Origin of the sequence: Pseudomonas morbosilactucae (assembly GCF_023241715.1) — a bacterium.
Lineage (GTDB): Bacteria > Pseudomonadota > Gammaproteobacteria > Pseudomonadales > Pseudomonadaceae > Aquipseudomonas > Aquipseudomonas morbosilactucae.
Window position 1 is genome coordinate 1 of the sequence record NZ_JALQCW010000043.1, and the last position, 26,321, is coordinate 26,321.

At 57.6% G+C, this 26,321-nt stretch carries 32 protein-coding genes and 2 pseudogenes; 19 read left to right on the forward strand and 15 right to left on the reverse strand.

Features of this window, described 5'->3' with window-relative positions; all coding sequences use genetic code 11:
* Positions 1-349: pseudogene (locus M1B34_RS17735) on the reverse strand (PilZ domain-containing protein); the annotation flags it as partial.
* 94 nt (positions 350-443) lie between these two features.
* On the opposite strand from M1B34_RS17735, the gene M1B34_RS17740 reads away from it, so the two are divergent.
* The 3 genes from M1B34_RS17740 (at position 444) to M1B34_RS17750 (ending at position 3,702) form a co-directional block, all read left to right on the forward strand.
* On the forward strand, positions 444-1,694 hold the full coding sequence (locus tag M1B34_RS17740; protein WP_123330719.1) for a lipoprotein-releasing ABC transporter permease subunit: 1,251 nt from the start codon (positions 444-446) through the stop codon (positions 1,692-1,694).
* A 7-nt stretch (positions 1,695-1,701) separates the two neighbouring features.
* Positions 1,702-2,385 (forward strand): lipoprotein-releasing ABC transporter ATP-binding protein LolD, encoded by a 684-nt coding sequence (gene lolD, locus M1B34_RS17745; protein WP_185039174.1) that lies wholly within the window; start codon positions 1,702-1,704, stop codon positions 2,383-2,385.
* Between the two features lie 72 nt (positions 2,386-2,457).
* Positions 2,458-3,702: a lipoprotein-releasing ABC transporter permease subunit gene (locus tag M1B34_RS17750; protein WP_123330724.1), complete on the forward strand. Its 1,245-nt coding sequence runs from the start codon at positions 2,458-2,460 to the stop codon at positions 3,700-3,702.
* 57 nt (positions 3,703-3,759) lie between these two features.
* On the opposite strand, the gene M1B34_RS17755 is transcribed toward M1B34_RS17750, so the two are convergent.
* Both M1B34_RS17755 and M1B34_RS17760 read right to left on the reverse strand, forming a co-directional pair.
* Entirely contained in the window at positions 3,760-5,121 is a 1,362-nt protein-coding gene (locus M1B34_RS17755; RefSeq protein ID WP_279653348.1) for a heavy metal sensor histidine kinase, read from the reverse strand.
* The gene (locus tag M1B34_RS17760) at positions 5,121-5,801 is read right to left on the reverse strand and encodes a heavy metal response regulator transcription factor (protein ID WP_123330728.1); all 681 of its coding nucleotides are present in this window, start codon (positions 5,799-5,801) and stop codon (positions 5,121-5,123) included. Before M1B34_RS17760 ends, M1B34_RS17755 begins: the two co-directional genes overlap by 1 nt.
* Before the next feature lie 174 nt (positions 5,802-5,975).
* Between M1B34_RS17760 and M1B34_RS17765 the strand changes: the two genes are divergently transcribed.
* Together M1B34_RS17765 and queF are read left to right on the forward strand one after the other, a co-directional pair.
* Positions 5,976-6,572, forward strand: a complete 597-nt coding sequence (locus M1B34_RS17765) for a cupredoxin domain-containing protein (protein ID WP_268265831.1) — start codon at positions 5,976-5,978, stop codon at positions 6,570-6,572.
* A 67-nt stretch (positions 6,573-6,639) separates the two neighbouring features.
* Positions 6,640-7,470 (forward strand): NADPH-dependent 7-cyano-7-deazaguanine reductase QueF, encoded by an 831-nt coding sequence (gene queF / locus M1B34_RS17770; protein ID WP_268265812.1) that lies wholly within the window; start codon positions 6,640-6,642, stop codon positions 7,468-7,470.
* Positions 7,471-7,567: 97 nt separating this feature from the next.
* Here queF and M1B34_RS17775 read toward each other — a convergent pair whose 3' ends face one another.
* Both M1B34_RS17775 and pcrP read right to left on the reverse strand, forming a co-directional pair.
* Positions 7,568-7,831, reverse strand: coding sequence for a DUF4404 family protein (locus M1B34_RS17775; protein ID WP_123330732.1), 264 nt, complete (start codon positions 7,829-7,831; stop codon positions 7,568-7,570).
* Positions 7,832-7,953: 122 nt separating this feature from the next.
* Positions 7,954-8,574, reverse strand: coding sequence for an HAD superfamily inactivated hydrolase PcrP (pcrP, locus tag M1B34_RS17780; protein ID WP_268265832.1), 621 nt, complete (start codon positions 8,572-8,574; stop codon positions 7,954-7,956).
* Positions 8,575-8,776: 202 nt separating this feature from the next.
* Here pcrP and M1B34_RS17785 point away from each other — a divergent pair, with 202 nt between their 5' ends.
* Entirely contained in the window at positions 8,777-9,463 is a 687-nt protein-coding gene (locus M1B34_RS17785) for an MlaA family lipoprotein (protein ID WP_123330736.1), read from the forward strand.
* 59 nt (positions 9,464-9,522) lie between these two features.
* On the opposite strand, the gene M1B34_RS17790 is transcribed toward M1B34_RS17785, so the two are convergent.
* On the reverse strand, positions 9,523-9,822 hold the full coding sequence (locus tag M1B34_RS17790; RefSeq protein ID WP_268263053.1) for a PilZ domain-containing protein: 300 nt from the start codon (positions 9,820-9,822) through the stop codon (positions 9,523-9,525).
* A gap of 275 nt (positions 9,823-10,097) precedes the next feature.
* Here M1B34_RS17790 and rssB point away from each other — a divergent pair, with 275 nt between their 5' ends.
* Positions 10,098-11,279 carry a two-component system response regulator RssB gene (rssB, locus tag M1B34_RS17795; RefSeq protein WP_268263054.1) on the forward strand — a complete coding sequence of 394 codons (1,182 nt, stop codon included), beginning with the start codon at positions 10,098-10,100 and terminating at the stop codon, positions 11,277-11,279.
* On the forward strand, positions 11,279-11,761 hold the full coding sequence (rssC, locus tag M1B34_RS17800) for an anti-sigma factor antagonist RssC (RefSeq protein ID WP_068587814.1): 483 nt from the start codon (positions 11,279-11,281) through the stop codon (positions 11,759-11,761). Before rssB ends, rssC begins: the two co-directional genes overlap by 1 nt.
* Before the next feature lie 89 nt (positions 11,762-11,850).
* On the opposite strand, the gene tal is transcribed toward rssC, so the two are convergent.
* Both tal and dusA read right to left on the reverse strand, forming a co-directional pair.
* Complete coding sequence (gene tal / locus M1B34_RS17805; protein WP_123330742.1) at positions 11,851-12,777, reverse strand: transaldolase; 927 nt, start codon at positions 12,775-12,777, stop codon at positions 11,851-11,853.
* A gap of 190 nt (positions 12,778-12,967) precedes the next feature.
* Positions 12,968-13,978: a tRNA dihydrouridine(20/20a) synthase DusA gene (gene dusA / locus M1B34_RS17810; RefSeq protein ID WP_268265813.1), complete on the reverse strand. Its 1,011-nt coding sequence runs from the start codon at positions 13,976-13,978 to the stop codon at positions 12,968-12,970.
* A 103-nt stretch (positions 13,979-14,081) separates the two neighbouring features.
* Between dusA and M1B34_RS17815 the strand changes: the two genes are divergently transcribed.
* From M1B34_RS17815 to M1B34_RS17830, 4 genes are read left to right on the forward strand one after another with little or no spacing between them, the layout of a single operon-like run.
* Positions 14,082-15,200, forward strand: coding sequence for a site-specific integrase (locus tag M1B34_RS17815; RefSeq protein WP_268265814.1), 1,119 nt, complete (start codon positions 14,082-14,084; stop codon positions 15,198-15,200).
* A gap of 17 nt (positions 15,201-15,217) precedes the next feature.
* A complete protein-coding gene (locus M1B34_RS17820) occupies positions 15,218-15,640 on the forward strand; it encodes a hypothetical protein (protein ID WP_268265815.1) in 423 nt (140 codons plus the stop codon).
* Between the two features lie 11 nt (positions 15,641-15,651).
* Positions 15,652-15,798, forward strand: coding sequence for a hypothetical protein (locus M1B34_RS17825; protein WP_268265816.1), 147 nt, complete (start codon positions 15,652-15,654; stop codon positions 15,796-15,798).
* The gene (locus tag M1B34_RS17830) at positions 15,776-16,696 is read left to right on the forward strand and encodes a DUF6414 family protein (protein WP_268265817.1); all 921 of its coding nucleotides are present in this window, start codon (positions 15,776-15,778) and stop codon (positions 16,694-16,696) included. The genes M1B34_RS17825 and M1B34_RS17830 overlap by 23 nt, the downstream gene beginning before the upstream one ends.
* A gap of 118 nt (positions 16,697-16,814) precedes the next feature.
* Here the strand turns inward: M1B34_RS17830 and M1B34_RS17835 are convergent, their stop codons facing one another.
* From M1B34_RS17835 to M1B34_RS17860, 6 genes are all read right to left on the reverse strand, one after another.
* Positions 16,815-17,090 (reverse strand): pyocin activator PrtN family protein, encoded by a 276-nt coding sequence (locus tag M1B34_RS17835; RefSeq protein ID WP_268265818.1) that lies wholly within the window; start codon positions 17,088-17,090, stop codon positions 16,815-16,817.
* A gap of 367 nt (positions 17,091-17,457) precedes the next feature.
* Positions 17,458-17,868, reverse strand: a complete 411-nt coding sequence (locus tag M1B34_RS17840; RefSeq protein WP_268265819.1) for a hypothetical protein — start codon at positions 17,866-17,868, stop codon at positions 17,458-17,460.
* A 57-nt stretch (positions 17,869-17,925) separates the two neighbouring features.
* Positions 17,926-18,249: a pyocin activator PrtN family protein gene (locus M1B34_RS17845; RefSeq protein ID WP_268265820.1), complete on the reverse strand. Its 324-nt coding sequence runs from the start codon at positions 18,247-18,249 to the stop codon at positions 17,926-17,928.
* The gene (locus M1B34_RS17850; protein ID WP_268265821.1) at positions 18,242-18,382 is read right to left on the reverse strand and encodes a hypothetical protein; all 141 of its coding nucleotides are present in this window, start codon (positions 18,380-18,382) and stop codon (positions 18,242-18,244) included. Before M1B34_RS17850 ends, M1B34_RS17845 begins: the two co-directional genes overlap by 8 nt.
* A 25-nt stretch (positions 18,383-18,407) precedes the next feature.
* A complete protein-coding gene (locus M1B34_RS17855; RefSeq protein ID WP_268265822.1) occupies positions 18,408-18,692 on the reverse strand; it encodes a phage antirepressor KilAC domain-containing protein in 285 nt (94 codons plus the stop codon).
* A gap of 10 nt (positions 18,693-18,702) precedes the next feature.
* On the reverse strand, positions 18,703-19,293 hold the full coding sequence (locus M1B34_RS17860) for a hypothetical protein (protein WP_268265823.1): 591 nt from the start codon (positions 19,291-19,293) through the stop codon (positions 18,703-18,705).
* Between the two features lie 487 nt (positions 19,294-19,780).
* Here M1B34_RS17860 and M1B34_RS17865 point away from each other — a divergent pair, with 487 nt between their 5' ends.
* On the forward strand, positions 19,781-20,545 hold the full coding sequence (locus M1B34_RS17865; RefSeq protein WP_268265824.1) for a hypothetical protein: 765 nt from the start codon (positions 19,781-19,783) through the stop codon (positions 20,543-20,545).
* On the opposite strand, the gene M1B34_RS17870 is transcribed toward M1B34_RS17865, so the two are convergent.
* The gene (locus M1B34_RS17870; RefSeq protein WP_268265833.1) at positions 20,532-21,263 is read right to left on the reverse strand and encodes a LexA family protein; all 732 of its coding nucleotides are present in this window, start codon (positions 21,261-21,263) and stop codon (positions 20,532-20,534) included. The genes M1B34_RS17865 and M1B34_RS17870 overlap by 14 nt on opposite strands.
* Before the next feature lie 79 nt (positions 21,264-21,342).
* Between M1B34_RS17870 and M1B34_RS17875 the strand changes: the two genes are divergently transcribed.
* The 6 genes and pseudogenes from M1B34_RS17875 (at position 21,343) to M1B34_RS17900 (ending at position 26,095) form a co-directional block, all read left to right on the forward strand.
* Positions 21,343-21,603, forward strand: a complete 261-nt coding sequence (locus M1B34_RS17875; RefSeq protein ID WP_268265825.1) for a hypothetical protein — start codon at positions 21,343-21,345, stop codon at positions 21,601-21,603.
* A 332-nt stretch (positions 21,604-21,935) separates the two neighbouring features.
* Complete coding sequence (locus M1B34_RS17880; RefSeq protein WP_268265826.1) at positions 21,936-22,454, forward strand: phage regulatory CII family protein; 519 nt, start codon at positions 21,936-21,938, stop codon at positions 22,452-22,454.
* On the forward strand, positions 22,447-22,674 hold the full coding sequence (locus M1B34_RS17885) for a TraR/DksA family transcriptional regulator (RefSeq protein WP_268265827.1): 228 nt from the start codon (positions 22,447-22,449) through the stop codon (positions 22,672-22,674). The genes M1B34_RS17880 and M1B34_RS17885 overlap by 8 nt, the downstream gene beginning before the upstream one ends.
* Positions 22,664-24,880, forward strand: a complete 2,217-nt coding sequence (locus M1B34_RS17890; RefSeq protein ID WP_268265828.1) for a VapE domain-containing protein — start codon at positions 22,664-22,666, stop codon at positions 24,878-24,880. The genes M1B34_RS17885 and M1B34_RS17890 overlap by 11 nt, the downstream gene beginning before the upstream one ends.
* Positions 24,873-25,232 carry a PA0613 family protein gene (locus M1B34_RS17895; RefSeq protein ID WP_268265829.1) on the forward strand — a complete coding sequence of 120 codons (360 nt, stop codon included), beginning with the start codon at positions 24,873-24,875 and terminating at the stop codon, positions 25,230-25,232. Before M1B34_RS17890 ends, M1B34_RS17895 begins: the two co-directional genes overlap by 8 nt.
* 519 nt (positions 25,233-25,751) lie before the next feature.
* Positions 25,752-26,095: pseudogene (locus M1B34_RS17900) on the forward strand (phage holin family protein).
* Positions 26,096-26,321: the final 226 nt, after the last annotated feature.

The following is a 26,321-nucleotide window of genomic DNA, read 5'->3' on the forward strand; positions in this document are numbered from 1 at the left end:
CCAGGTGATGGCTGAACTCGATGCCGCCTTCGGAAATGATTACTCGCTGCGGTTCGCCAAACTTGCCGAGCACCGTCTGGGCCACCACCTGGCCGAGCAGATCGATGCGTTTGTTCATGACTTTCAGGTAGGCGGCCAGCGTGCGATCACGCTCGCTGACTTGGCGCAGCAGATGCTGGGATTCGAACTCGCTGAGGTGCAATTCGCTGAGCAAATTGAACAGCGGCGACTCATCCAGCAACACTTCCCTGCTCGCCGCGGCGGGGGCGGACAGGGGCCTAATTTCCAGTGCGATCGTGTCCTCGATACGGTAGTATTCGCGGCGATCTTCTTCATCTAATGTCGACATGGCGAACCCATGGTAGAGGCAGTGGTCTGAGTGTAAAGCTGCTTACCAGGCCCCGCCACAAGGACGTCTTCTTTTCCTCCGAACAAGCCCCGACATGTTCAGACCTCTGTTTGTATTTATTGGCACGCGTTATACCCGTGCAAAGCGTCGCAATCATTTTGTGTCATTCATTTCCCTGACCTCGATGATCGGACTCGCCCTCGGCGTAGTCGTGATGATCGTTGTGCTGTCGGTGATGAATGGCTTCGACCATGAGATGCGCACCCGCGTGCTGGGCATGGTGCCCCACGCGACCATCGAGTCCGGTGAGCCCATCGGCGACTGGCAAAGCCTGGCCGACAAGGTCAAGCAGAACCCCAAAGTGCTGGCGGTGGCGCCCTTCACCCAGATGCAGGGGTTGCTGACCAATAACGGCCAGGTGCAGAAGGTCTTGCTCAATGGCATCGACCCGGCCAGAGAACGGCAGGTGTCGATCATCGACAACTTCATGCAGCAAGGCCAACTGGACGCCCTGGCGCCCGGCAGCTTCGGCATCGTGATCGGTGACAAAGCAGCGGCCAAGCTGGGCGTGGTCCTGGGCGACAAGGTGACCTTCGTCGCGCCGGAAGTCACGGTGACGCCGGCGGGGATGTTCCCACGCATGAAACGCTTCACGGTGGTCGGCATCTTCCACGTCGGTGCCGGTGAGATCGACGGTTACCTGGGCGTGACCAATCTCGATGACCTGGGCCGCTTGCATCGCTGGAAGCCGGACCAGGTCCAGGGCCTGCGCCTGAAGTTCGACGACCTGTTCCAGGCGCCGCGCACTGCCTGGGAAATCGCCCAGCAGTTGGGTGAGAACCACTATTACGCCCGTGACTGGACCCGTACCCACGGCAACCTGTACCAGGCCATCCGCATGGAAAAAGCCATGATCGGCCTGCTGTTGCTGCTGATCGTTGCGGTGGCGGCTTTCAACATCATCTCCACCCTGGTGATGGTGGTGAATGACAAGAAGGGCGACATTGCCATTCTGCGCACCCTGGGCGCCACACCCGGCACGATCATGGCGATCTTCATGGTCCAGGGCACGGTGATTGGCGTGGTGGGCACCCTGATCGGCGCCTTGGTCGGGATGTTCGCCGCGCTGAATGTCAGCGCTGCGATCTCCGCCCTGGAAGGCCTGATCGGGCACAAATTCCTCAATGCCGACGTGTACTTCATCGACTACCTGCCGTCCCAGCTGATGGCCGAGGACGTGTTGATGGTCTGTGGCGCGGCCTTGGTCCTGAGTTTCCTCGCCACCCTGTATCCAGCCTGGCGTGCCGCGCGCACCCAGCCGGCGGAGGCGCTTCGTTATGAGTGAGTTGGGCATGAGTGAAAAAGCAATCTTGAGCTGCCGCGACCTGGGCAAAGCCTACGAGGAAGGCCCGGAGTCGGTGGTGGTGTTGTCTGGCCTGCAGTTGGAGCTGCACCCGGGTGAGCGCGTGGCGATTGTCGGCACTTCCGGTTCCGGCAAAAGCACCTTGCTCAACCTGTTGGGCGGGCTGGACACACCGTCCAAGGGCAGCGTCTGGCTGGCGGGTGAAGAACTGTCGGCCCTGGGTGAAAAGGCCCGCGGCCAACTGCGCAACCGCTCCCTGGGCTTCGTGTATCAGTTCCACCACTTGCTGGCGGAATTCACGGCCCTGGAAAACGTCTGCATGCCGCTGCTGATTGGCCGCACGCCAATCCCCGAGGCGCGCCAGCGTGCCACGGCCTTGCTGGAGCGGGTTGGCCTGGGGCATCGCCTGGAGCACAAGCCGGCCGAATTGTCCGGCGGCGAGCGCCAGCGTGTGGCGATTGCTCGAGCGCTGGTCAACCGGCCCGGGCTGGTGATGCTCGACGAGCCCACCGGCAACCTCGACTCCCACACCGCCCAAGGCATTCAGGATTTGATGCTGGAACTCAGCACCTCGATGCGCACCGCGTTCCTGGTGGTGACCCACGACATGAACCTGGCCCGGCAGATGGATCGCGTACTGCACTTGCAAGAAGGCCATCTGGTCGCGATTTGATGCGGCCGCACACGGCGCTGGCGGCTTGATCCGCGGGCGCCGGGTTTCTAATTTTTCTACGGTGCCTCGCTAATGTTCAGACCGTTATCGATCTTTATCGGCACGCGCTATACCCGCGCCAAGCGCCGCAACCGCTTTGTCTCGTTTATCTCCATGACCTCGATGATCGGCCTCGCCCTGGGCGTGCTGGCGATGATCGTGGTGTTGTCGGTGATGAACGGCTTTCAGCGTGAGATGAGCTCGCGCATCCTCGGCATGGTGCCCCACGCCACCATCGTCGGCGTCAAGCCGATCGACGATTGGCAGCCGGTGGCTGCTGCGGCATTGAAAAACCCTGAAGTCACCGCTGCGGTGCCCTTCACCGAGATGGAAGGCATGCTGTCCTATAAAGGCTTGATGCAGCCGATCCAGATCAGCGGCATCGACCCGGCCCAGGAAGGCAAAGTCTCCATCGTTACCCAGCATATTGTCCGTGGCAGCCTGCAAGACCTGAAACCCGGCGAGTTCGGTGTGGTGATCGGTGAAATCACCGCGCGGCGCTTCGGTTTGAGCGTCGGCGACAAACTGACCCTGATCGTTCCGGAAGTCAGCTCGGCGCCAGGGGGCATTACCCCGCGCATGCAGCGTCTCAACGTGGTCGGGGTATTCAAGGTGGGTGCCGAGCTGGACGGCTCCATGGGCCTGATCCACGTGGCCGACGCCGCGGAAATGCAGCGCTGGCAGCCGAATCAGGTGCAGAGCGTGCGCCTGGCGGTCAAGGACTTGTACGCCGCGCCGCTGGTGTCCAGTGACATCGCCAAAGGCTTGGGTGCGGACTTCAAGGCCGACGACTGGACCCACACCCAGGGCAGCCTGTTCAGCGCGATGAAAATGGAGAAGACCATGATCGGCCTGTTGCTGCTGATGATCGTTGCAGTGGCCGCGTTCAACATCATCGCCACCTTGATCATGGTGGTGAACGACAAGGGGGCGGACATCGCCATCCTGCGCACCATCGGCGCCACACCGCGGCAGATCATGGCGATCTTCATGGTTCAGGGCACGGTGATCGGCATCGTCGGCACGTTGGTTGGCGGCGTGCTGGGGGTGATTGCGGCGTTGAATGTCAGTGAACTGGTGGGGTGGCTGGAGCGCGTGACCGGCCAGCATATCTTCAGTTCGGATGTGTATTTCGTCAGCAATCTGCCGTCCGAGTTGCAGGGCGGGGACGTGGCGCTGATTTGCGGCGCCGGGTTTGTCCTGAGCTTCCTGGCGACGGTTTACCCGGCCTGGCGGGCGTCCAAGGTCGAGCCGGCCCACGCCCTGCGTTATTCGTGATTTTTAAGTAGGGTTTCGCCGGCAAGCCGGCTCCTACCGCGAGGTGTGGGAGGCGGTTTAGTTGGGTTTTGGCAGCGTGATGACGAAGCGGGTCCAGCCTGGGTCTGATTCGCAACGGATCTGCCCGCCATGGGCGCGGATGATCGACTGGGTGATCGCCAGCCCCAACCCGGCATGCTCACTGCTGCCTTCGCGCCGCGCCGGATCGGCGCGGTAGAAACGATCGAACAACCGTGGCAGCACTTCCTTGGCGATGCCTTCGCCGGTGTTCTCGATGCTCAGGCTCAATTCCTGTGGGCCGTCGCTGATCCGCACCTTGACCGAGCCTCCGGCGGGAGTGAAACGCAGGGCGTTGTCCAGCAGGTTGGACAGTGCTCGCCTGAGCATGCTGCGATCCCCGGCAACATCGGCGTCGCCTTCCCAGCTCAGGCTGACGTCGGCCTCTTCCGCCAGCGGGCCGTAGAACTCCAGCAGCATGTCAGTCTCTTGGGCCAGGGCCAGTGCTTCACGTTTCGGGCTCAGCAGGCCATGGTCGGCTTTGGCCAGATAGAGCATGTCGTTGACCAGTTGCGCCATCCATTGCAGTTCTTCCAGGTTGCTGTGCAGGGCTTCGCGATAGTCCTCAAGAGGGCGTGGGCGGGTCAGGGTGACTTGGGTGTGGGTCAGCAGGTTGGAGAGGGGCGTGCGCAGCTCATGGGCGATGTCTGCCGAGAACGCCGACAGGCGCTGGAACGAGTCGTCCAGGCGCCCCAGCATGGCGTTGAACGTGCCAGCCAGCTCGGCCAGCTCCTCGGGCAGTTGTGCTTGTGGCAGGCGTTGGGTCAGGGAGTTGGCGGAGACGCTGGCAGCCACCTCGCTCATGCGCCGCAAGGGGCGCAGGCCGCTGCGTGCGGCCCAGGCGCCGAGCAGCGCGGTGGCCAGGGCCGAGAGACCCACGGTCAGCCAGATCAGGTGTTGCATGCGTTGCAGAAAATGCTGGTGGTGGGTGATGTCCAGCAGCAGGGTCAACTGAGGCGAGTCTGCCGTTCCTGGCGCCAACTGAGTGCGGTAGACCCGGTAGGCGGTGTCGCCAGCGTGAAACTCATGCAGGCCGAGTTCCATCGGTTGGACGGCGGCCAGGGCCGGAGCGCTGTCGAACCAGACCTGGCCATCGGCGCTGCTGATGCGCAGGCTCAGCTCCGGTTGCTGGCTGAGTTCGGCGCGTAATTGCGCCGAGCGCGCGGCAATCGCAGTGGCACTGTCGGCCCCTCGCAGGGTGCTGCGCAAGGCGATCAGTTTGCCGTCCAGCAGTTGCTGGTCGAGTTCGACAAAGTGGCTGTCGCTGGCGCGGCTGAACAAGACGCCCGCCAGCAACGAGACCACGGCGGTGCAGGCGGCGAACAGCAAGGCCAGGCGGCTGCTCAGGGACAGGCGGCGCATCAGGCGGGGCGCTCTTCAAGCACGTAGCCCATGCCGCGCACGGTGTGGATCAGTTTGTTGGGGTAATCGTCGTCGATCTTCAGGCGCAGTCGGCGAATCGCCACTTCGATGACATTGGTGTCGCTGTCGAAGTTCATGTCCCAGACCTGGGAGGCGATCAAGGATTTGGGCAGCACTTCGCCTTGGCGTCGCAGGAGCATTTCCAGCAGCGAGAACTCCTTGGCGGTCAGGTCGATGCGCTGGCCGCTGCGTTCCACCCGGCGGCGGATTAGGTCCAGGCGCAAGTCGGCCAGTTGCAGGCTGGTCTCCTGGGGGCTGGCGTTGCCCCGGCGCAGCAGGCTGCGCACCCGGGCCAGCAACTCGGAAAAGGCGAAGGGCTTGACCAGGTAGTCGTCGGCGCCCAGTTCCAGGCCGTGCACCCGGTCTTCCACGGCGTCGCGGGCGGTGAGAAACAGCACCGGCATTTCCAGCCCGGCATTGCGCACCGCCTGGAGAATCTGCCAGCCGTCACGGCCGGGCAGCATCACATCGAGAATCAGCAGGCTGTAGTCGCCGGTCAGCGCCAGGTGCTGGCCGGTGGTGCCGTCGGCCACCAGTTCGGCATTGAACCCTGCTTCGCTCAGGCCTTGGCGCAGGTACTGGCCGGTTTTGGGTTGGTCTTCGACGATCAGCAGTTTCATGGATGACTCATGGCTAAAGGAACCCAGGCTTTATACCTTGGGCGGCAGCGGGCAGGCGCAAGCTGACAAAGTTGTAATTTAGCAGTCAGTTGGCTGGCAGCGAGCGGGCGTTAGAGTTTCCCACAGGCTCGACCTTATTCTTGTTGGAGTGTTGTGATGATGAATGTGGGAAATCTGTTGTTGCGCAGTCGTGTGTGGCTGGCGGCTGGCTGCCTGGTCTTGAGTGCGCCGCTGTGGGCCTCTCCTGCGCAGACTTACGATTTCGGCCAGCCGGCAGCGGCGGCCAAGGCCACGCGCACGGTGGAAGTGGTGATGGGGGATATGTCCTTCAACCCTCAATCACTCACCATCAAGGCCGGTGAGACGGTGCGTTTTGTGCTGGTCAACAAAGGGCAACTGTTGCATGAGTTCAACCTTGGCGACGGGGCCATGCACGCCCGTCATCAACAGGAAATGCTCAAGATGCAGCAGAGTGGCCAACTGACCCCGACGGCGATGAATGCCCAGGGCGCGATGAGTCATGGCTCGATGGATCATGCAGCGATGGATCACGGCTCTATGGACCATGGTTCTATGGATCATGGCGCGATGGCCGGCATGGATCAGGGTTCAGGCATGGCGCACGACGACCCCAACAGCGTGTTGGTGGAGCCGGGCAAGACCGGTGAACTGACCTGGACGTTCAGCCAGGCCGGCAACCTGGAGTTCGCCTGCAACGTTCCCGGGCACTATCAGGCGGGGATGGTCGGCAAGCTGACCGTCAGTCCGTAAGCGGCGGGGCTCAAAGGTGCAGACAAAGGCTGGTAGAATCCGCTGATTCTTCAGTCAGGTTTCCGCCATGCATCCCGCAGCCGAACACTCGCCGCTGGGCAAATCCAGCGAATACGTTTCCACTTACACCCCGTCCTTGCTCTTTCCCATCCCACGGGCAGCGAAATGGGCCGAGCTGGGTCTGAGCGCCGACACCCTGCCGTATAAAGGCGTGGACTTCTGGAACTGTTTCGAGCTGAGCTGGTTGCTGCCGTCTGGCAAGCCGGTGGTGGCCATTGGCGAGTTCAGCATTCCGGCGGACTCACCGAACATCATTGAGTCCAAATCCTTCAAGCTGTACCTCAACTCGCTGAACCAGACGCCATTCACTGATCGTCAGAGTTTGGAGGCGACCCTGCGCGAGGATCTGTCGGCTGCGGCAGGCAAGCCGGTTGGAGTACGTATTCGCAGCCTGGGCGAGGTCGAGGCCGAAGGCGTGGTGGCCTTGCCGGGGGTGTGTATCGATGAGCTCGACATCAGTGTCAGCAGCTACGAGCACCCGCGTCCGGAACTGCTGCGTTGCGACGCTTCCCGGGTGATCGAAGAAAGCGTCCACAGCCATCTGCTCAAGTCCAACTGCCCGGTGACCAGCCAGCCGGATTGGGGCAGCGTGGTGGTGGAATACCGCGGCGCGGCCCTGGATCACGCCAGCCTGTTGGCTTATCTGGTGAGTTTCCGCCAGCACTCGGACTTCCATGAGCAGTGCGTGGAGCGGATCTTCCTCGACCTGCAGCGTCTGCTCGCCCCGGAGAAACTGACGGTGTACGCGCGTTATGTGCGCCGTGGCGGGCTGGACATCAACCCGTACCGCAGCACCGAGATGGTGGAATTCGCCAATGGCCGCCTGGTACGCCAGTAGATAAAACCCTTGGCCACGATAGGTGGCTATGGGCTGGATAAACAAAACGCCGCTACCTGGTTTGCAGGTCAGCGGCGTTGTTGTGTCGCGGGTAGGGTCAGATCCCGATGTTGCCCAGGGTTTGCACGATGTTGCGCAAGGTGCCAGCGATGGCCGGGTGTTCCAGTTCGAAGCGTTCGACGGCGAGGTTGACGCCATCGGCGAGGCTGGTGTCCTGAGTGGCTTTTTCCAGTTTGAGTTCCAGCTCGATCTGTTGCATCAGGTCCTGCAAATTGGCGCGCTCGGCTTCCGACAGCGGTGGGTTCTGCTCCAATTGCTCGCGCAGGGTGTTGAGCTGTTCTTGCAGTTCGCGGGCAGGCATGGCGTTCTCCCTTTATTGATAGGCACAGGGATGGACCACGACGTTGTGCCAAAGATCCATGCCCACGCTTTAGAGTAATCCACGGCCGGGCCGCCTGCATGATCTTGATCAACCGGCCTGTATCAGGGTTTTTCTCCCTTGAGTCGACGCCGTTCGATGTCTGCCAGGCATGTGCCCAATTCTCCCAGGTGATCGATGACCGAGTGCACGCCTAGGCTGAATAGCTGAACCGTGGCCTTGCCGCGCTTGAGGTCCCGTTCCTGTCGGGGCAGGGCCTGCCACTGGCTGGGCGTCAAGCCGCACAGGGAGCCGCATGACGCCAGGCCGATGGTCCAGAGTCCGGCATTGAGGCCGGATTGCAGCAGTTGTGGCTCGCCACTGATCAGCACGCAGCCGTCAAGGCGCTCGACCTTGAGGGCCATCAGCGCGTGCCAGCAGGCATCGGGTGCGGGCCAGGGCGCAGGGGAGGGGGGCGCGGCGCGGATCCAAGTGGGCAGGTGGGTGGCAAGGCCTTGGCTGAGCGCTGGTGGCAGTTCGTCCAGCCAGGCACAGGGCACGCCTTGCTGCTGGAGTTGATGCAAGGTGTCCAGCGCCCCAGGTGTGGTTTGAGCCTGCTCGGCGTTGTGCGCAGTACTGCCGTGCAGACGGGTCCGTGCGCCGAAGTCCACCAGGCAGCCGCTCAGGCCAAAGAGCACGGCAGTCAGGGCCGACGAAGGGAGGGGTAAAACATCGGCGTGGGGCATGGCAACGTCCTTGAAGTATTCTCCAAGGCTATCCATGGCTCATGACGCTTGGGTGACAGTGGCGTGAATGGGATCGAGAGGCGGTCGCAATGTGTCAAGAGCCCTGCGGCATGACTGCCTAAACCGGCTTATCCGCTTTATACTGCTGCGCTTACCGCCAGGGCATAGCGCCCGCGACAGTACTATCCAAGGAGTTTCTGCTATGCGCTGGAGCAGTCATCTAGTTCAGCTCTGCCTGTGTGCCGGCGTAACGCTGGCGCCTTTTGCCGTTCAGGCCGCCGAAGATGATCCGTGGGAAAGCATCAACCGCCCGATCTTCACCTTCAACGACACCGTTGATACCTATGCCCTCAAGCCTCTGGCGCAGGGCTACCAGGCGGTGACTCCGCAGTTCCTGGAAGACGGCATCCACAACATGTTTCGCAACATCGGCGACGTCGGCAACCTGGCCAACGACCTGCTTCAGGCCAAGCCGCGGGCGGCCGGTGTCGACACCGCGCGCCTGCTGATGAACACCACCTTGGGCCTGGCCGGCTTTTTCGATGTGGGCACCAAGATGGGCCTGCAGCGCAACGATGAAGACTTCGGCCAGACCTTGGGTTACTGGGGCGTAGGCAGCGGCCCTTACGTGATGCTGCCGTTGCTGGGGCCGAGCACCCTGCGTGATGCGCCGTCCAAGTACGTGGACAGCTACACCGAACCCTATCGCTACATGCACGATGTTCCGGCGCGCAACACCACCATGGGCGTCGATATCATCGATACCCGCGCCAGCCTGCTGTCGGCTGAAAAGCTGATCAATGGCGACAAGTACACCTTTATTCGCAATGCCTATCTGCAGAACCGCGAGTTCAAGGTCAAGGACGGCAAAGTCGAAGACGACTTTTAAACCCTGCCCTGCGAATGAAAAAGGCGGCCGATGGGCCGCCTTTTTGGTTGTTGTGCGGGTCAGCGCATCTTCAGGATTGTAAGCCCAAGTTTCTGACCTTCAGTGGCCAGCTCCTTGACCCAGACCACTTCGGCGTCTGCCTCCAGTCCTTTTAGCGCCGCATGGTCAGAGTCGATATGCACTTTCAACTGGTCGCCGACCTTGAACGAGCGAGGCGCCTCCAACTGCATGCCCGTGCTGGAAAGGTCGATGCAGACGGCTGGAATCACTTGTCCCTCATGGATCAGCGTAACCTCGGCATCCACCCGCATGCGGATGTAATCGCGCTTTTCACTGTAGTCCCGCTCGTTTTGGCTCATGGGTCCATCCTGCAATTGAGTTGCTGTTTTAGCGGTTTTTATAACTCCCGGTGATTTGCCGTGTAAAGACGCCAAGCGACCATCGGCATGAGCTTGAAACGCCCCGCGGATGGGAGTACCGTCTGCGCCTTAGAAGGGCACCTCTGAAGGGCGAACAACGTAGGGCGCAAGCGTCCTGGTTACAACTCCAGAGTGGCTAGAAAGCGAATCCAGTAGTGTGTGCCGGCGCAAGCCCAGCCACCTACGCCAACCTAATTCTGGCGCCGTTTGCCCACATGCAAAAAACCAGTGCCACGCTGCTGATAATCGATGACGACGAAGTAGTGCGCGCGAGTCTCGCGGCCTATTTGGAAGACAGTGGCTTCAGCGTTCTGCAGGCCGCTAACGGCCAGCAGGGTCTTCAGGTATTCGAGCGCGAACATCCCGACTTGGTAATCTGCGATCTGCGCATGCCGCAGATGGGCGGCCTTGAGCTGATCCGCCAGGTGACCGAGCTGTCGGCGCAAACACCGGTGATTGTGGTTTCGGGCGCTGGCGTGATGAACGACGCGGTCGAAGCGCTGCGCCTGGGCGCGGCGGACTACCTGATCAAGCCCCTGGAAGATCTGGCAGTGCTCGAGCATTCGGTGCGTCGGGCCCTGGATCGTGCGCGCCTGCTTCTGGAAAATCAGCGTTATCGGGAAAAGCTCGAAGCCGCCAACCGCGAGCTCGAGGCCAGCCTCAATCTGCTGCAGGAAGACCAGAACGCCGGGCGCCAGGTGCAGATGAACATGCTGCCGGTCAGCCCCTGGTCGATCGACGAGTTCGATTTCGCGCACCAAATCATTCCGTCCCTGTATCTATCAGGGGACTTTGTCGATTATTTCCGTGTCGACGAACGGCGGGTGGCGTTTTACCTGGCGGACGTTTCCGGGCATGGCGCCTCATCGGCCTTTGTCACGGTGCTGCTGAAGTTCATGACCACACGCTTACTCTTTGAGTCCAAGCGCAATGGCACCCTGCCTGAATTCAAGCCCTCGGAAGTCCTTGGTCATATCAACCGGGGCCTCATCAGCTGTAAGCTGGGCAAACACGTCACAATGGTCGGTGGAGTCATCGACGAGGAGACCGGTTTGTTGACCTATAGCATTGGCGGACACCTGCCATTGCCTGTGTTGTACACACCCGAGAGCGTGCGTTATCTGGAAGGCCGTGGTTTGCCGGTGGGGCTGTTCAGCGAAGCCACCTACGAAGATCACATTCTGGAGTTGCCTCCGGCGTTCAGCTTGACGCTGATGTCTGATGGCATTCTGGACCTTTTGCCAGAACCCACACTCAAAGAGAAAGAAGCCGCCTTACCTGAACGGGTAAGAACGGCAGGCGGCAGCCTGGATGGCCTGCGGCAGGTTTTTGGATTGGCCACGCTAGGGGAGATGCCGGATGATATCGCCCTGTTGGTGTTGAGCAGGAATCTTTAATGAGTACCGGTAGAATCCAATTCGCCGAGCAGGACGGCACCTTCGTCCTGAAGTTTGTCGGTGAAGTGCGCCTGACCCTATGTTCGGCGTTGGATGCGACTATTGAGCGGATTTTCACAGCGCTGAACTTCTCGGCCATCGTGATCGATCTGACCGAAACCCGCAGCATCGACAGCACCACCCTCGGGTTGCTGGCGAAGCTGTCGATCCTTTCGCGGCAGAAGGTCGGACTGTTGCCGACGGTGGTCACCACCCACGAAGACATTACCCGTCTCTTGCAGTCCATGGGTTTCGATCAGGTGTTCAACATCGTTGACCGCCCTATCCCTTGCCCTGAATGCCTGACCGATCTGCCTTCCCAGGATCAGTCGGAAGAAGTGGTGCGCATCAAGGTGCTGGAGGCTCACAAGATCCTCATGGGCTTGAATGACTCCAATCGCGAGGCGTTCCACGATCTGGTGAACGCCCTGGAGCGTCACTGATCCGCTAAAGCGTCTAGGCACAAAAAAGGGCGAACCTGATAAGGGTTCGCCCTTTTTGCGTTGGCTGCGAATCGATCAGCGTCAGTTGATCAGAGCTTGGCTGTCAGCAAGGCTTCGAGTTTTTCCTGGTCGCGGGCGAACTGACGGATGCCTTCAGCCAGTTTTTCGGTGGCCATGGCATCCTCGTTGGAGGCCCAGCGGAACTGCGATTCGTTCAGGCTTTGACGCGCTTCGCCAGCATGACCCGGAGCCAGTTTGCGCTCCAGCTTGCCGGTGTCGGCGGCCAGTTTCTCGATCAGGTCCGGGCTGATGGTCAGGCGATCACAGCCGGCCAGTTGCTCGATCTGGTTGAGGTTACGGAAGCTGGCGCCCATGACCACGGTTTTGTAGTCATTGGCCTTGTAGTAGTTGTAGATGCGGGTGACCGACTGCACGCCCGGATCATCGGAGCCGGTGTAGTCAGTGCCGTTGGCTTTCTTGTACCAGTCGTAGATGCGGCCCACGAATGGCGAAATCAGGAACACCCCGGCTTCGGCGCAGGCAATGGCCTGGGCGAAGGAAAACAGCAGGGTCAGGTTGGTCTGGATGCCTTCGCGCTCGAGCTTCTCGGCGGCGCGGATGCCTTCCCAGGTAGAGGCGATCTTGATCAGCACGCGATCACGGCCAATACCGGCCTTGTCATACAACTCGATCAGGCGGTGGGCGCGCTTGAGCATGGCCTCGCTGTCGAACGACAGGCGTGCATCCACTTCAGTGGAAATGCGCCCGGGAATCACTTTGAGGATTTCTTGGCCGACCGCGACACCAAAACGATCGCTGGCCAGGCCGACATCGCCTTTGCAGTCGTTGACGCTGGCGTTCAACAGCTCGGCATACGCCGGAATGGCGGCGGCTTTGAGCAGCAATGAGGGGTTGGTGGTGGCATCCACCGGCTTGACCCGAGCGATGGCTTCAAAATCGCCGGTATCGGCGACCACGGTGGTGATTTTCTTGAGTTGTTCCAGCTTGGAAGTCATGAGGGTGCTCTGTCCTTTGGGTCGGTTGACATTACCCGAGCGCTGGCAAGCGCTCAAGGGCGCGGAGGGCTGTCGACGGCCCAGGAGGCCACTCCCTGAAAACAGGTGTTTGAATGCCAGGGCGCTGTGCAGGTAATGGTGCAGATAACTACGATGCCAAAAGACCTTTCAGGTTCAACCCGCCTGACGGTTAACGCCCCTCCAGCAGTTGCCCGGCCTGATCCAGCAGCGCCAGCGGGTCCTTGGCTTTATGAATATCCACCGACAACAACTGGCGAAACTTGCGCGCGCCCGGGAAGCCCGTGCCCAACCCCAGCACGTGCCGGGTGATATGGTGCATGGCGCCGCCGCTGGCCAGGTGCTCGGCGATGTACGGACGCAGCGCGGCCAGGGTTTCGGCCCGGGAAATTACCGGCGCGCTGCTGCCGAACAGTTGTTGATCCACTTCGGCCAGCAGGTAAGGGTTGTGATACGCCTCACGACCGAGCATCACCCCGTCGAACGTCTGCAGATGCTCGTGGCAGGCCTCCAGGGTCTTGATTCCGCCATTGAGGATGATCTCCAACTCCGGGAAATCCGCCTTCAACTGCGCCGCCACGTCATAGCACAGGGGCGGAATGTCGCGGTTTTCCTTCGGCGACAGGCCCTCCAGAATGGCGATCCGTGCATGCACGGTAAAACTGGTGCAGCCGGCGTCACGCACCTGGCCCACGAAGTCGCACAACTCGGCATAACTGTCGCGGCCATTGATACCGATCCGGTGCTTCACCGTGACCGGAATCGTCACCGCATCGCGCATCGCCTTGACACAGTCCGCCACCAGCGCCGGATGGGCCATCAGGCATGCACCGATCATATTGTTCTGCACCCGGTCGCTGGGGCAGCCAACGTTAAGGTTGACCTCGTCGTAACCGTGCTCCTGCGCCATACGCGCACATGCAGCCAAATCCACCGGCGTACTGCCACCCAACTGCAACGCCAGCGGATGCTCGGACTGATGGTGACGCAGGAAACGCTCGTGATCGCCATTGAGCAGTGCGCCGGTGGTGACCATCTCGGTGTACAGCAACGCGTGCTTGGACAGCAGACGCAGGAAGAAGCGGCAGTGACGGTCAGTCCAGTCCATCATAGGTGCAACGCTAAACCGCCGAGACAGCGTAGGGCTTGAGTTTGCTAAGGCTGTAGCTGAATTCTGGACCATTTTGCTCTACGTGTTTATGGCGTGTTTTGGGGCGTTTTCAGGCTTTTTTTAAGGCTCGGTGGTACGATGTACCACCCAAAAACTGACGCGTACCACTTTCTATATGGCGACTATCAGGGCAAGAAAACTGGCAGATGGGAGCGTGAGCTACACGGCTCAGATCCGCATCAAGCGCGACGGAGTGCAAGTTTACCAAGAGAGTCAGACCTTCGCGCGAAAACAGGCGGCTCAAGCCTGGGTGCGGCGCCGTGAGGCTGAGCTGGATCAACCTGGTGCAATCGAGCGAGCCAATCGCAAGGGTGTTACGGTCAAGGAAATGATCGCTCAATACCTAGTGGAAATTGAGAAGGTTAGGCCGCTTGGTAAGACTAAGCGAGCTACTCTCAGCGCCATTGCCGAAACAGAGTTCGGTCAGACGGCTGACTCGGATATCAATAGTCAACGATTGGTTGATTACGCTCTTTGGCGTATGAGCAAAGAGGGTGGCGGCGTACAGCCTCAGACTGCTGGCAATGACTTGGCGCATCTCGGCGCTGTTCTATCAATAGCTCGACCAGCTTGGGGCTATGAGGTCGATATTCATGCAATGGCGGATGCCCGCAAGGTTCTGAAAAAACTGGGATATAACATGAAAAGCCGTGAAAGGGATCGACGGCCTTCAAAGGACGAGCTCGATAGGCTTCTGAAGCATTTTACCGGCATCCTCGATCGGCGCCCCAGTTCAATCAACATGCTTAAGGTAGCTGGATTCGCATTATTCTCGACGCGACGACAAGATGAGATCTGTCGAATTCTCTGGGCGGATGTTGATGAAGATGGAAAAAAAGTGCTGGTGCGTGACATGAAGAATCCAGGGCAGAAAATCGGCAACGATGTCTGGTGTCACCTTCCTGATGAGGCGTGGCGCATCCTGCAGAGCATGCCGAAGACCTGTAGTCAGGTGTTTCCATATAACTCGGCATCTATTTCGACGTCCTGGGCAAAGGCGTGCAAGTTTCTTGAGATCAAGGATCTGCATTTTCACGATCTGAGGCACGAGGGAGTGAGTCGATTGTTCGAGATGAACTGGGATATTCCCAGGGTGGCCAGTGTTTCAGGTCATCGCGACTGGAACTCGTTACGGCGATATACTCATTTGCGTGGCCGAGGTGATCACTACGAGGGTTGGGAATGGTTGTCGAAAATTATTACGATTTCAGTGGTGTTGAGTGCGAGAGTTTAGAGTAAGGAGGTGGCTCAATGACGAGTTTCAAGTTTAGCAACTTAAAGTTACGCTGGCTGATATATACTGTATTGTTTGGGATGGCGCCGATATTTCTGCGTTTGCTAGTCGGCTCACTTGTTGTTGGTGATAAGGTTGTAGTCTACTTTAGTGCGTCCGATTTTATTGCGTTTGGGATTGTGCTGCAGGTTTCAATTTATAATGAGATTAGGTATCACGATCTTTCGGACGCGGACTGGAAACATAGAATGATGGGTGTTTCCGCTCTTTTCATGCTTTTTTATTCTGGTTTGTATGTGATGCTTCTCATTTCTGAAGTCTTTGAGGGCATAAATTTAAGTGCTTTATTGTATTCGTCAATGATATCTTCGATGGTGTCGCTTTTGCTTTGCCTTTGCTTCTATGATAGGATGTCAAGATCCTCTGATGAAATAGGGTAGAGGTTAAGAGTATGACTGCGGCTATTTATATTTTTACAGTTGTTTTTGCAGTCATCGGTGTTTCTTTTGCTGTTTGGACGTTTGTTGATACAAGAAAGAAATACTACGATGATTTTTTGAAAAGGAAGTCTGAGCGTGAAAAGCTTCATTTACCTTGATCGCTTTAAGATGTACTCACTTTCATCTCAATTGATGGAGGGTGTAACTGATTATATTCTTGAAGAGACTCATGGCTCTGTCGCAAACGAAACGACACAAAAGGGGCCGGTGGCTAGTGGAAGAATTATCGCTGAAATTATTGAAAAAGCGTCTTCCAGCTTTGAGAAAAAATTCCTACACGACTATGCCTATTCGGTCTTTGAAGATCGACTGGTAGAGTTATCTAAGTTGGTGAAGCTTGATGCTTCTTTTTCTAGGGCTGATGTGCTTGGTTGCTTGCAGCACAGCCAAATAGCGAGAATCAAAGGTAAAGCAAAGTTTGTTGATTATCTTGAAGTTGTAAAAACTTTGCGCGCAATGAATACCATTCGTCAATCATTAGGGATTGTTACATCTAATGGTGAAAGGGAGGAGCTGATTCAGAAGATTGCTAATCTAAACTCAAGCAAGAAATCGGAAATTCAGACTTTGCAGAATGAGTTGAAAGTTATTTCTGATCCAAAGACTTTTTCCCAAAGTTCAAATGATAATTTATATCAAAAACATCTTGGGGACGTTCTTGAGTTTTCGTTTGGGAATACTTTAGAACTTTCAATGGAGTTTTCAGATTTTAAGGTTGCAGCTGATCTTAGTCGGGAAAACTTGCGTGAGTCTGAAAGTTTGATTGTCAAAAAGTATTCGAGATTTACTGAGGTTGAATTTGTATTGCTTGGTGTAGTGACTCAGATAGGTGAGCTTGCTCCTAGTCCCGAACCAGGGGAAATTACCGAGAATCATACGTTTCGTGAAGCTATTAATATAAATACAGCAGCCCTTGCTGCGGTTGAAAGCTCATTTAAGCAGCGCACAAGCGATGAGATTATTATTGATCCGATTGCTGTGTATGTTGAGCTATGATGTTGTTTAAGACTTGATATTAAAGGCGCTGATCGGCGCCTTTTTCGTTTGTGGGATTTTAAATCCTAGTTTATTATTCTTTGATTAAAATCCCGTAATCAACCGACCATTAGATACCTTAGCCCGCCTTTCGCAATCCGTTAAGTTGACGGCATTCTTTCACCGCTGCCTCCCTTTGTAGATCCAGATACATCCCCAGATCCGCGATGTGGATTCCTTTGGCTGACTTCTGGCTTGACTCCAGTCGGGTTATTGGGATTCTGATCTGGCCGCTCATCACCTTTCGCTGGAACATATCTGGCGTGAGGTGAGTGAAGTAGTCTCTGCAGACTTGCTCTAGGGGAATGATGGCCTGACCGTTGTATTGGGCCATTAGGATAAATGCAGTGTTCATGCGGCCTCCTGGACTACTGCAACCGAATTGAGCCAGCTCACATGTAGCTGTGGGTCCTTATACTCCCTAACAGGCTGCGCGAGCGGGCGTTTCTGAGCATCTAGCGTTGCATCAGTGAGCGCTGCCCCGCGCAGCTTTTCGTGGGGTATAAGCGCCTCGGAGGTGCTGCTGGAAAGAGCAGTAATGCCTGCTGCTACGCAGCAGAGACTCTTTGTTTTCTGAGTGTCGACGCTGATCGAGTTGCAGAGCAAAGCGGCTCCTGAGCCTGCTGTGTGCCGGCAGGTTTGGGTGCCGCTTTTCTCTGGGGAGTGAATGGGCGTCGGTCCCGCGGTCGCTGTTGCGTTGCGGCTGATATCGCTGGAGTGTTTCATGCCGCCTTCTCCTGATCTGCAGGAAGCATTGCAGCCAGTTCGAGCAGTTTCTCCCGGTGGGCGCGAGCGTCCTTCTCCAGCTTTTTACCTGTGCGGAATGCACTGAAGGTTTTGGCGGCGATTCGAAGTGTCTCGCCAGCGTCCAGCAGGGTCTGGCGCTCTGGCGCGCCTAGATTGGCTGCTGCTGTGGCGCGCTCGTAGGGGCTATAGAGCGACTTGTAGTGATCTCGGGCCTGGTCGAGCTGCAGCCCGCGGAGAGACTCCGCGCTGTCTGCATGTTCGATGGCTTTGCCTTCTTCAACCCCGGTGGCGCGCCCATCGTTCAAGCCGTTGCGATAGCCGGCGTAAAAGACGATGCCGACAAGCAGGATGAAAACGATCAATGCGCAGATTTGGTACTCGGTCATGCGGTGTGCTCCTGGTGATTAAAACCGGCTGGTGGTGGCAGCGGTATTTGTGGTGGCTCATTTTTCGTATAACGCCCCGCTTTGCTGGTAGGCCAGCGCCTCGTCGGCTTGGTAGGCGCGAATATCGATCCATGCCGCGAGGTGGCGGACGTGGATAAATTTTGAGGACTTGCGGCTGTCCTTCAGTGTGGTGACGGGTAAGGGGATGCGCCCGGCATCGAGGTCGGCGGCAAAGGTGTTTTCGTTGAGGTTGCGAAAGTACTGCACGCGCAGCTTTTCCAGGGGGATCAGCACGTCGCCGAAGGTGCGGTAAAGCAACTCGACGGTGGTTGAGTCCGGTGCAGGCATGAGCCGTAGCGGGTTTTGGTTGGCGTTACTCATTTGTCTGTTGGCTCTCCATGCGTTTCAGGCGTGCCGGGTGGTTCCAGGCATTGAGGCAGTGGCGTTTGGTCAACTCGCGCAGGTGCTCGGGTACCTCAAGGAGCGCAGCGTTGCGCTCCTCTTTGGTCCGCATGGCAAGGATCTGGCGAGCGTATTCCCTAGGCCACGTCACGGTGGTCAGCCGGGATCTCCGGCAATGGGAGTCCTAACTGCTCGGCCAGCCAGTGCAGCCCGGGTTGTTTTACCCGCGCTGAGCGGCTGTATTGCATGCCGAGTTTCGGGTGCCACCATTTGCTTTCTTTGATGCCCAGGTACTCGCGATCCTGAGTAGGGAAGGTGGGCAGGTTCTGCTCGTTGAGCAGGCCTTTTGCACGCATCAGCTTGATCAGTTTCGGCCGGGTGGTGCCCAGGTACTGTGCTGCTTTCGTGAGGTTGCGTTCCATGGCTGCCTCCTCACGCTGCATGCGCTGCAGGTGTTGCGAGTTCAGCCAAATGCTGGATGGATTCGACCAACTTCTGGTACATCTCGATTTCAGTGCCGCTCAAGGTGAAGCACTTGGTGCGTGGTCGCTTCTTGCCAATGCTCATGATGGTGGTCACGGCATTGCGGGTGCTGCAGCGGTGCAGCGCCACCTGGATGGGGAGATCAAACCCCATGTACAGGTCCAAAACGCCGCCACGGCGAACAAGCTCAAACAGCTGTTGCTGATGTGCGGTCTCGAATACGCCGTATTGACGAGTCGCATGGGGGAGGGGGGTGAGGTCAACCACGCCGCCCAGGTCGCTGGTGCCGTTGGCGATTTCCTCGATGAAGTCCGCCAGCTTGAGGTGCGTCTTCGGGCCGTTGTCCAAGGTCAGCGTGTGGCGCTCGCTGCCGAGTTCAACGGTGAAGATGGTGTCGGTCTGGCCGCGGTCGACCTTCAAACGAAAGGTCATAGCTTCACGCTTCGGGGCCGAGCGGATCGTGTGAACGAATGTCTCGCTCAAGTTCACTTGGGCGTTGAGAAGTTGCAGCGTACGGTTGTCGAGTTTGAACACGTTCATGCTGCGTGCCCTCCGCCGTTAGGATCGACAGGGGGAAACGCCGTGTGGGTCTTGAGGCGTGGTTTGGATGCAATGAACGCGCACCCGAATTGAAGCGCCAGGCGGCGTACTTCAAAAATCCGGTCGGGTGTGGCGGCTACTGGGTGGACGTGCAGGGTAGCTGTGGTGTGCATGGTGTTACCTCGCTCTGTGGTGGAAGAGTGAGGGAAATATCAACCATCAGTTGTCTTATGTCAACCGATGGTTGTTAATTGAGCGCCCGAGGGGGGGCAGTAGTAATTTGACAGTGATCTAAAACAAAGAAGCTGAGCAATAAAAAGCCATAGAAAGTACAAAATTGGTGTAACTATTGGCATAGTGTGTCCCTTTTAGGTGAGGTGCCCCAGAGAGCTAGGGTCAATATTTCTGACGTTTTTAACATTTGGTATGTGTTCTCTGTTAGCGCAGGAGCATTATTCTTATTCTTAATTTAGCAGGAAGTCATTATATGGCTGAGGTTAATGTTGTGGACTCTATATTGTCTGTCAGCTTTTGGCTGGGAGGCGCTGTAGGCATGGTTGTTGTGTATAGTAAGTCTTATCTTGGTGAGAAAGGGAAAAATTATGCCAATAAAGAGGACTTTAACTTACTGAAAGATCAATTGAGCCAAAACACAAAAGCGGTTAAGGAGATAGAGGGCGCTATTTCAGAGCGGGGCTGGATTAACCAACAGGTTTGGCTCAGGCGCCAAGATAGTTACGAGAAGATTTTCACCTATCTTTCTATCGTTTTGAAATATGTGACTAAGGAAGCCGAAGGGTATTTCGAATATTATGAGTTGTATCACAATTATCCGGGGGTTCATAACTCACCCTACAACTATGACCAGGCAGAGGAATGGTCTCTGGAGATGAGTTTGGAAAATCTCGCAAAGGAGAGGGCCCAGGCTGATTGGAAGGCTGATAAGGAGGCATACGAAGCTAAAAAGAAAGATGTTTTTGAAATTGCTAAAAGTAAAGAGTTGAAATCAAGTTATGAGCAAGCAATGATAGAGTTGAAAGATTTTGTCGAATTAAAGGCTATCTATCTTAACGAAGATATTCCAAGGATAGTTAGTGAATTAGACTCTTCATTGATTACAATTCATGAGTATGAGGCCTGGGGAGATCATTTTGAAAGGTTATATAGTCATACGGCTGGGTCGATCAAAAAACTACGTGAAATATGTAAGTTTGAGTTGGGTATAGTAAAAGTTTTATCTACTCAGGAATGAATGATCCGACAACCTTGCCGCAGATGTGGGTTTCTTCTGTGATTTCAATTATTGGGTATTGGGGGTTGATTGGTCGTAAGAACTGTCTCCCCGCATCCTCCACCAAAACCTTAAATGTAGCTTCATTGGTACGCGGGACTCTGGCTATTACCCGATCACCAGTTTTAGTCTCGGCCTCAGGATCTACAAAAATAATGCAACCGGTGGGATAGCTTCGCCCGGGAGCAGGATTCGTCATCGAATCGCCGAGAACTTTCAGCGCGTACCCATGTTTGCTGATCGCAACAGGGCAAGATAGCCATGAGTCGGCCTCATAAGATTCAAAATTCGAAATCGCTTCGCTCCAGGCACCTGCCTGAACCCACGAGATCAATGGAACCTTGCCAAAGCGCTGGTTAATCTCACTAACGTTACATTCATCACTGACCACCAGATGGCGCACGTTGCCTTCGCCGATCTGTTCCTTCGGCAGTACGCCGTATTCAAGCCACTCTCTGCGTACTTTTAGCCAAGAGCAAAGGGCAACCATGCTGTCTGCCTCAGCTATTGCTTCTCCGTTCAGCCACTTGCTGATGGCCTGAGTCGTCTTATCGACCCCCAAACTCTTCAACTTGCGATGGATGTCCACGCCACGGCCCCGGCTGCGAACGCCGGCATCATCGAGTGCTTCGTGTAGGCGCGAGCTGAAAGCGGCGCGGAGTTCATTTTTATCAACCATAGGTTGAGAGTGCCACGGGACTTGCGCAATAGTCAGTTGATCTTTAATATCAACTTCGAGTTGATAAAAGGAGGTTGCCATGTTGGACCCCGAAGATTTTCCGAATGCCATTGCGTTCGCCTTTGAGGCCGTAGGCGGCATTGGAGCCGCTGCCAAGGTTTGCGATAGAAGCTATCAGGCGCTGAATAAGTGGCGCCTGGCGGCATGTCTGCCACGAACCGATTACACCGGTGAAACCCAATACGCTGTGCTCTTGGCATCAGCGGCAAAGCAGAAGGGCAATGACTTCGAATCGGCTTGGCTGCTTAGCGCATCTTCACCGCAGAGAGCTGCCGCCTAGGCAGAAAAAAGGCGACCTTAAGGGCCGCCTAGTTCCTCCCGACACGCACCACCACAGCGCTGTCGGGTCGCGATAAAGATAGGCGGGCACACCACATGCAAACCGTCGATCTTTACCGCGCTTTCCAAGGCTCGGAAGCCTTGGTGTTGCTGCCTTTTCCACCACAGATTGGGCAGCTGTTGCGCCAGAGGTGAACAACGGATTGTTCGCCTCGGCACGGTGCCGGTATCGGTCTTGCGGACCTAGCCGGCGTTTGGGCCCTTTCAAGCCACGCGGCAAATGTATCACCACTGCATGCCGCGCGGCACTGGCAACTTATTAGGATTAATGCCATGAGCCGAATTGCTCTCAACAGCCCCGACCGGGCTAAGCGGGAAGTCCTGCCGCTTGATCTCGCGCTTTACCACGCTGCCCGGGACTATCCCGGCGGTGCCGCCGCTATTGCCGCCACCACCGGCCGTAACGCAACCACCCTGCAGCACAAGCTCTCTCCAACCCATCCTAGCCATAGCGTGAACATTCAAGAGTTCGGCGAGATCCTGGAGCTGACCAAAGATCGCCGCATCCTCGATGCGGTGCACGCGTTGGTGGGCGACACGATCTGGCAGGAACTGGCTGAGGCGTACACCCAAGACATGCCGGAGACGCTGACCTCCGGCATCGCTTCATTCTTTCGCCAGGTGGCTGATCTGTCCGAGACCTGGGCCAAGCACATCGGTGATGGCAAGGTCGACGACCGTGAGCTGGCTGAGATTCGCCAGCTCGTATTTCGCGGTATCCAGGGTCTGCTAGGCATGTACAACCGCGCTAGCTACGTCAACCAGACCACTCGGGGGGCTGAACGTGGCTGATATTGCTGATTTTGCTAATGACCTGGTCCAGGAACGTCTCGATCAGGCGCTGGCGGCACGTAATGCCAGCAAGCCCGAGGTAGCCCCTCACTCCTTTTTGTTCTGCGATGAGTGCGACTCGCCCATCCCTGAAGCGCGGCGCCTGGCGTTGCCTGGGTGCATCTGCTGCGTGTCGTGCCAACACATCAACGAACTGCGGGAGGCGCGTCATGCTCGATGAAGTGTTGTGTCAATTTGCTGATTACGGCCTGGAGCCCGCGCAACCGCTGGTGTTCGGCAAGCTCACTCGCTGTAAGACCACCCAGGACCAGGGCAAGGAAAAGAATGGTTGGTACGTGGTGCATGAGCATCGCACCGAGAAAGGCGTAACCCTGATCTTCGGCAGCTTTGGCGACTGGCGCTCGGGCGAGACGCAGAAGATCAAGGTCAAGGCCGGTCGCATGAGCGCTGAGGAGCGCGAGGTGATGCGCGCTCGACAGGAGGAGGCCAAGCGCCGTGCTGCTGAGGTGGCTGCCAATGCAGCGCGTCGAGCGGCGAACCGTGCGGCCGCGATGTTCAAACGTATGCCCGAAAAAGGCCGCAGCACCTACCTGGATCGAAAGCAGATTGTCGGGTTTGGCGTTCGTTACGCACCGCGCTCCGGCGCGTTTTTGGTACCGATGAGCAACGTACGTGACCAGATTGTTGGCCTGCAGGTGATCTTCCCCGAGAAACAGCAAGACACCGGGCGAGACAAGTCCTACTGGCCTTACGGCATGTCGAAGGAGGGCGCTTTTCACCTGATCGGGCCGCGCCCTGAGCCGGGCGAGGCCATCTTGGTGTGTGAGGGCTACGCCACCGGCGCCAGCCTGCACATGGCGACCTCGCTAACGGTCGCCATTGCTTTTGATGCTGGCAACCTGATGCAGGTCTCTAAGGCTATGCGTGAGCGTTTTCCGGGGCGCCCGATCATTCTGTGCCGGGATGATGACTGGAAGACCAAACGCCCAAATGGCGAGCCTTGGAACCCGGGCAAGGAGCGCGCGGAAAACGCTGCAACTGTCGTGGGTGGCCAAGTGGTTGGGCCGAACTTCGCTTGTGAGCGAGAGGACAAGTGGACCGACTTCAACGACCTGCACTGCGCTGAAGGTTTGGACGCGGTCCGTCGCCAGGTACTCGCGGTGGTCAAGCCTTCAGCAGCTGGTGGCTGGAAGGATCTGTTGGCCCGGAGCGAAAGCGGCATGCTGATTGCTCACATGCAGAACGTCGAGCTGATCCTCAGTAATGACGAGCGCTGGGCCGGTGTGATCGGCTTCAGCTCGTTCAGTTCAAAGATCGCGAAATTGCGCGTTCCACCTTATGGCGGTGTAACCGGCGATTGGGCAGACATCGACGATATGCTGGTCATGAAGTGGCTCGCGCAGCAGTACAACCTACGGGTCAAGGCCAGTCACGTGATCGAGGCCGTCAGTGTTGTAGCTCACGACAACTCATTTCACCCCGTACGCAACTACCTTCACGGACTGGAGTGGGACCGCGTGCCACGGCTCAGTTCCTGGCTGACCGACATCATGGGTGTGGAACCCTCTGACTACAGCTCGAAGGTGGGCAAGCGATGGTTGATCTCGGCTGTGGGCCGGGTCATGTCGCCCGGCTGCAAGGCCGACTCCGTGATGATCCTGGAAGGTGCCCAGGGCGCTGGTAAGTCCACCGCCATGAGTATTCTCGGTGGTGAGTGGTTCATGGATACGCCGTTTACCCTAGGTGACAAGGACGCGTTCCAGGCGATCCGGGGTAAGTGGATTATCGAACTGGGTGAGCTGGACAGTTTCAACAAGGCCGAGTCGACCAAGGCTAAACAGTTCTTTTCGGCCTCGATTGATACTTACCGCGAGAGCTACGGCCGAAGAACGATGGACGTGCCACGCCAGTGTGTTTTCGTGGGTACGACCAACCAGGATGAATATCTGAAAGACGCCACGGGCAACCGGCGTTATTGGCCGGTGGCGTGTACTAAGGTCGAGCTGGAGCTGTTGCGCCAGGTACGTGACCAGCTCTGGGCTGAGGCGATGTTCAGCTACTTGGCGGGCGATATCTGGTGGGTTGTTCGTGATGAAGCGCCCCTGTTCGCCGAGGCCCAAGAAGAGCGTTTTGTGGTGGATGAATGGGAGGGGCCGATCCTCACCTGGCTGGAGGAGTCGCAGATCGGTGAAACCGCCACTGGTAGCGATATCCTGACCGGCGCGTTGAAACTTGACCCCGGGCACTGGGGCAAGCCTGAGCAGATGCGTGTCGGCGCGATCATGCATCGCCTGGGGTGGCGCAAGGTGCGGCTGCCCGCGCTGGCCAAGAGCGGTGTGCGGCCCTGGGCCTACAAGAAGCCTGAGACATGGGGCCGGCACTCGGCGCTGGTGGTCGAGAAGATCGAGGAGCCTTGTTTTGATTAAGGAGATCGATGCGCTGTTGAGGCTTTGGGCTCATGAGTTGCACAGCGATCTATCCAGCGGCGGGCTCGCCGGCGGCAACATGGTCGCGATGATGATGGAGAGCAACGGCCAGCTCAGTCGCGGCAGGCGCGCAAGCAAGGCGCCGCTGGAGGGCTCGCTGGACATGGAACTGATCGTGACCAAGCATCTGGATGCCGAACTGGCGTTGGTCGTGCGCGAGCACTACTGCAACCACGACGCCAACATGGCACTTCGTTACGCCCATTGCGGCTGCGGTCGCGACACCTACTACCAGCGTCTGCATGACGCTCACCTGTGCATTGATGCGTTGCTGATGGGGAAGGCTGCTTGATCCTTGCGCTAGCTTCGTTCCTTGCTGTCCTACTGTCCCGCCTTGTCCAACTGCAAATGGGTGCAGTTGGACAAGCGCGGGCCATGTCTTTTGTGGTCTGTCCTACTGTCCTACCTTCCCGCACGTCACACACATGTGTGAGCGCAGCGGGCGTACATACGCGCCATGGGCGCGCACGCGTGCTTTTAGCTTTCTCTCTTTACACGAGGAAGGATAAGTAAAGGTAGGACAGTGAGGCACAGCCTTTAATCTCGGAGCCTGTAGCTGTCCTACCTGACTCAATATAGGTTGGACAGGTAGGACAGCGCCAAAGGCGCTGATAGCCGAAGTAAAGATATTCGCCGACATTGCCTAGGCGTTCACCAGACATTCACCGGGTGGCATTAAAACAGGCTTGCTGCCACCGGAATCGACCTGTAAAAAGTAGCCATCTTCGATAGGTGCGACCGCATAGAGCGGCAGGCACCCACACACCAAACCCGGCCCTTGCGCCGGGTTTTTGCGTTTAAGGGGCAGTGAATGACGAACGAGCAGCAAGCGCTAGTTGAGATGCCGATCTGGATGGTGGTTCTGCTGTCCCTGGTCGGTGGGGTGTCCGGTGAGATGTGGCGAGCGGACAAGGCGGGGGTGCATGGCTGGTCGTTGATTCGGCGCCTGGCCCTGCGGTCTGGTGCCTGCGTGGTCTGCGGGGTGTCGAGCATGATGCTGTTGTACGCCGCGGGCATGTCGATCTGGGCAGCCGGTGCCTTGGGCTGCCTGACCGCGATGGCCGGCGCGATGTAGCCATCGGTTTGTACGAACGTTGGGCCGCCAAGCGGCTGGGTGTGTGCGAGATGCCGCCCAACGATGGCGGTCAAGCATGACAGTGCCGGGCGGACCGGGGCGGGGGGCCGGAATTTTTGGGTCCGTCCCCCGGGGCCGCCCCCTACCAGGGTTACCGGACTCGCGGGTTTCCTGCAGCTGAAAATTGTGCAGGGATGTCCGTCTTTTCAAGGGCTCAACGATGGGCAAGACAGTCAGCAAACCTGAGCTAAGTGAGATCGTCGGTCGTGATGAACGCACCCTGAGCCGGTGCAGAACGACGGGATG

Bases quoted from the DNA above. Each gene is read 5' to 3' on its own strand.
- M1B34_RS17740 (WP_123330719.1), top strand. From the start codon at position 444: ATGTTCAGACCTCTGTTTGTATTTATTGGCACGCGTTATACCCGTGCA.
- lolD (WP_185039174.1), top strand. From the start codon at position 1,702: ATGAGTGAAAAAGCAATCTTGAGCTGCCGCGACCTGGGCAAAGCCTAC.
- M1B34_RS17750 (WP_123330724.1), top strand. From the start codon at position 2,458: ATGTTCAGACCGTTATCGATCTTTATCGGCACGCGCTATACCCGCGCC.
- M1B34_RS17755 (WP_279653348.1), bottom strand. From the start codon at position 5,121: ATGCGCCGCCTGTCCCTGAGCAGCCGCCTGGCCTTGCTGTTCGCCGCC.
- M1B34_RS17760 (WP_123330728.1), bottom strand. From the start codon at position 5,801: ATGAAACTGCTGATCGTCGAAGACCAACCCAAAACCGGCCAGTACCTG.
- queF (WP_268265812.1), top strand. From the start codon at position 6,640: ATGCATCCCGCAGCCGAACACTCGCCGCTGGGCAAATCCAGCGAATAC.
- M1B34_RS17775 (WP_123330732.1), bottom strand. From the start codon at position 7,831: ATGCCTGCCCGCGAACTGCAAGAACAGCTCAACACCCTGCGCGAGCAA.
- pcrP (WP_268265832.1), bottom strand. From the start codon at position 8,574: ATGCCCCACGCCGATGTTTTACCCCTCCCTTCGTCGGCCCTGACTGCC.
- M1B34_RS17785 (WP_123330736.1), top strand. From the start codon at position 8,777: ATGCGCTGGAGCAGTCATCTAGTTCAGCTCTGCCTGTGTGCCGGCGTA.
- M1B34_RS17790 (WP_268263053.1), bottom strand. From the start codon at position 9,822: ATGAGCCAAAACGAGCGGGACTACAGTGAAAAGCGCGATTACATCCGC.
- rssB (WP_268263054.1), top strand. From the start codon at position 10,098: ATGCAAAAAACCAGTGCCACGCTGCTGATAATCGATGACGACGAAGTA.
- rssC (WP_068587814.1), top strand. From the start codon at position 11,279: ATGAGTACCGGTAGAATCCAATTCGCCGAGCAGGACGGCACCTTCGTC.
- tal (WP_123330742.1), bottom strand. From the start codon at position 12,777: ATGACTTCCAAGCTGGAACAACTCAAGAAAATCACCACCGTGGTCGCC.
- dusA (WP_268265813.1), bottom strand. From the start codon at position 13,978: ATGGTCCAGAATTCAGCTACAGCCTTAGCAAACTCAAGCCCTACGCTG.
- M1B34_RS17815 (WP_268265814.1), top strand. From the start codon at position 14,082: ATGGCGACTATCAGGGCAAGAAAACTGGCAGATGGGAGCGTGAGCTAC.
- M1B34_RS17820 (WP_268265815.1), top strand. From the start codon at position 15,218: ATGACGAGTTTCAAGTTTAGCAACTTAAAGTTACGCTGGCTGATATAT.
- M1B34_RS17825 (WP_268265816.1), top strand. From the start codon at position 15,652: ATGACTGCGGCTATTTATATTTTTACAGTTGTTTTTGCAGTCATCGGT.
- M1B34_RS17835 (WP_268265818.1), bottom strand. From the start codon at position 17,090: ATGAACACTGCATTTATCCTAATGGCCCAATACAACGGTCAGGCCATC.
- M1B34_RS17840 (WP_268265819.1), bottom strand. From the start codon at position 17,868: ATGACCGAGTACCAAATCTGCGCATTGATCGTTTTCATCCTGCTTGTC.
- M1B34_RS17845 (WP_268265820.1), bottom strand. From the start codon at position 18,249: ATGAGTAACGCCAACCAAAACCCGCTACGGCTCATGCCTGCACCGGAC.
- M1B34_RS17850 (WP_268265821.1), bottom strand. From the start codon at position 18,382: ATGCGGACCAAAGAGGAGCGCAACGCTGCGCTCCTTGAGGTACCCGAG.
- M1B34_RS17855 (WP_268265822.1), bottom strand. From the start codon at position 18,692: ATGGAACGCAACCTCACGAAAGCAGCACAGTACCTGGGCACCACCCGG.
- M1B34_RS17860 (WP_268265823.1), bottom strand. From the start codon at position 19,293: ATGAACGTGTTCAAACTCGACAACCGTACGCTGCAACTTCTCAACGCC.
- M1B34_RS17865 (WP_268265824.1), top strand. From the start codon at position 19,781: ATGGCTGAGGTTAATGTTGTGGACTCTATATTGTCTGTCAGCTTTTGG.
- M1B34_RS17870 (WP_268265833.1), bottom strand. From the start codon at position 21,263: ATGGTTGATAAAAATGAACTCCGCGCCGCTTTCAGCTCGCGCCTACAC.
- M1B34_RS17875 (WP_268265825.1), top strand. From the start codon at position 21,343: ATGTTGGACCCCGAAGATTTTCCGAATGCCATTGCGTTCGCCTTTGAG.
- M1B34_RS17880 (WP_268265826.1), top strand. From the start codon at position 21,936: ATGAGCCGAATTGCTCTCAACAGCCCCGACCGGGCTAAGCGGGAAGTC.
- M1B34_RS17890 (WP_268265828.1), top strand. From the start codon at position 22,664: ATGCTCGATGAAGTGTTGTGTCAATTTGCTGATTACGGCCTGGAGCCC.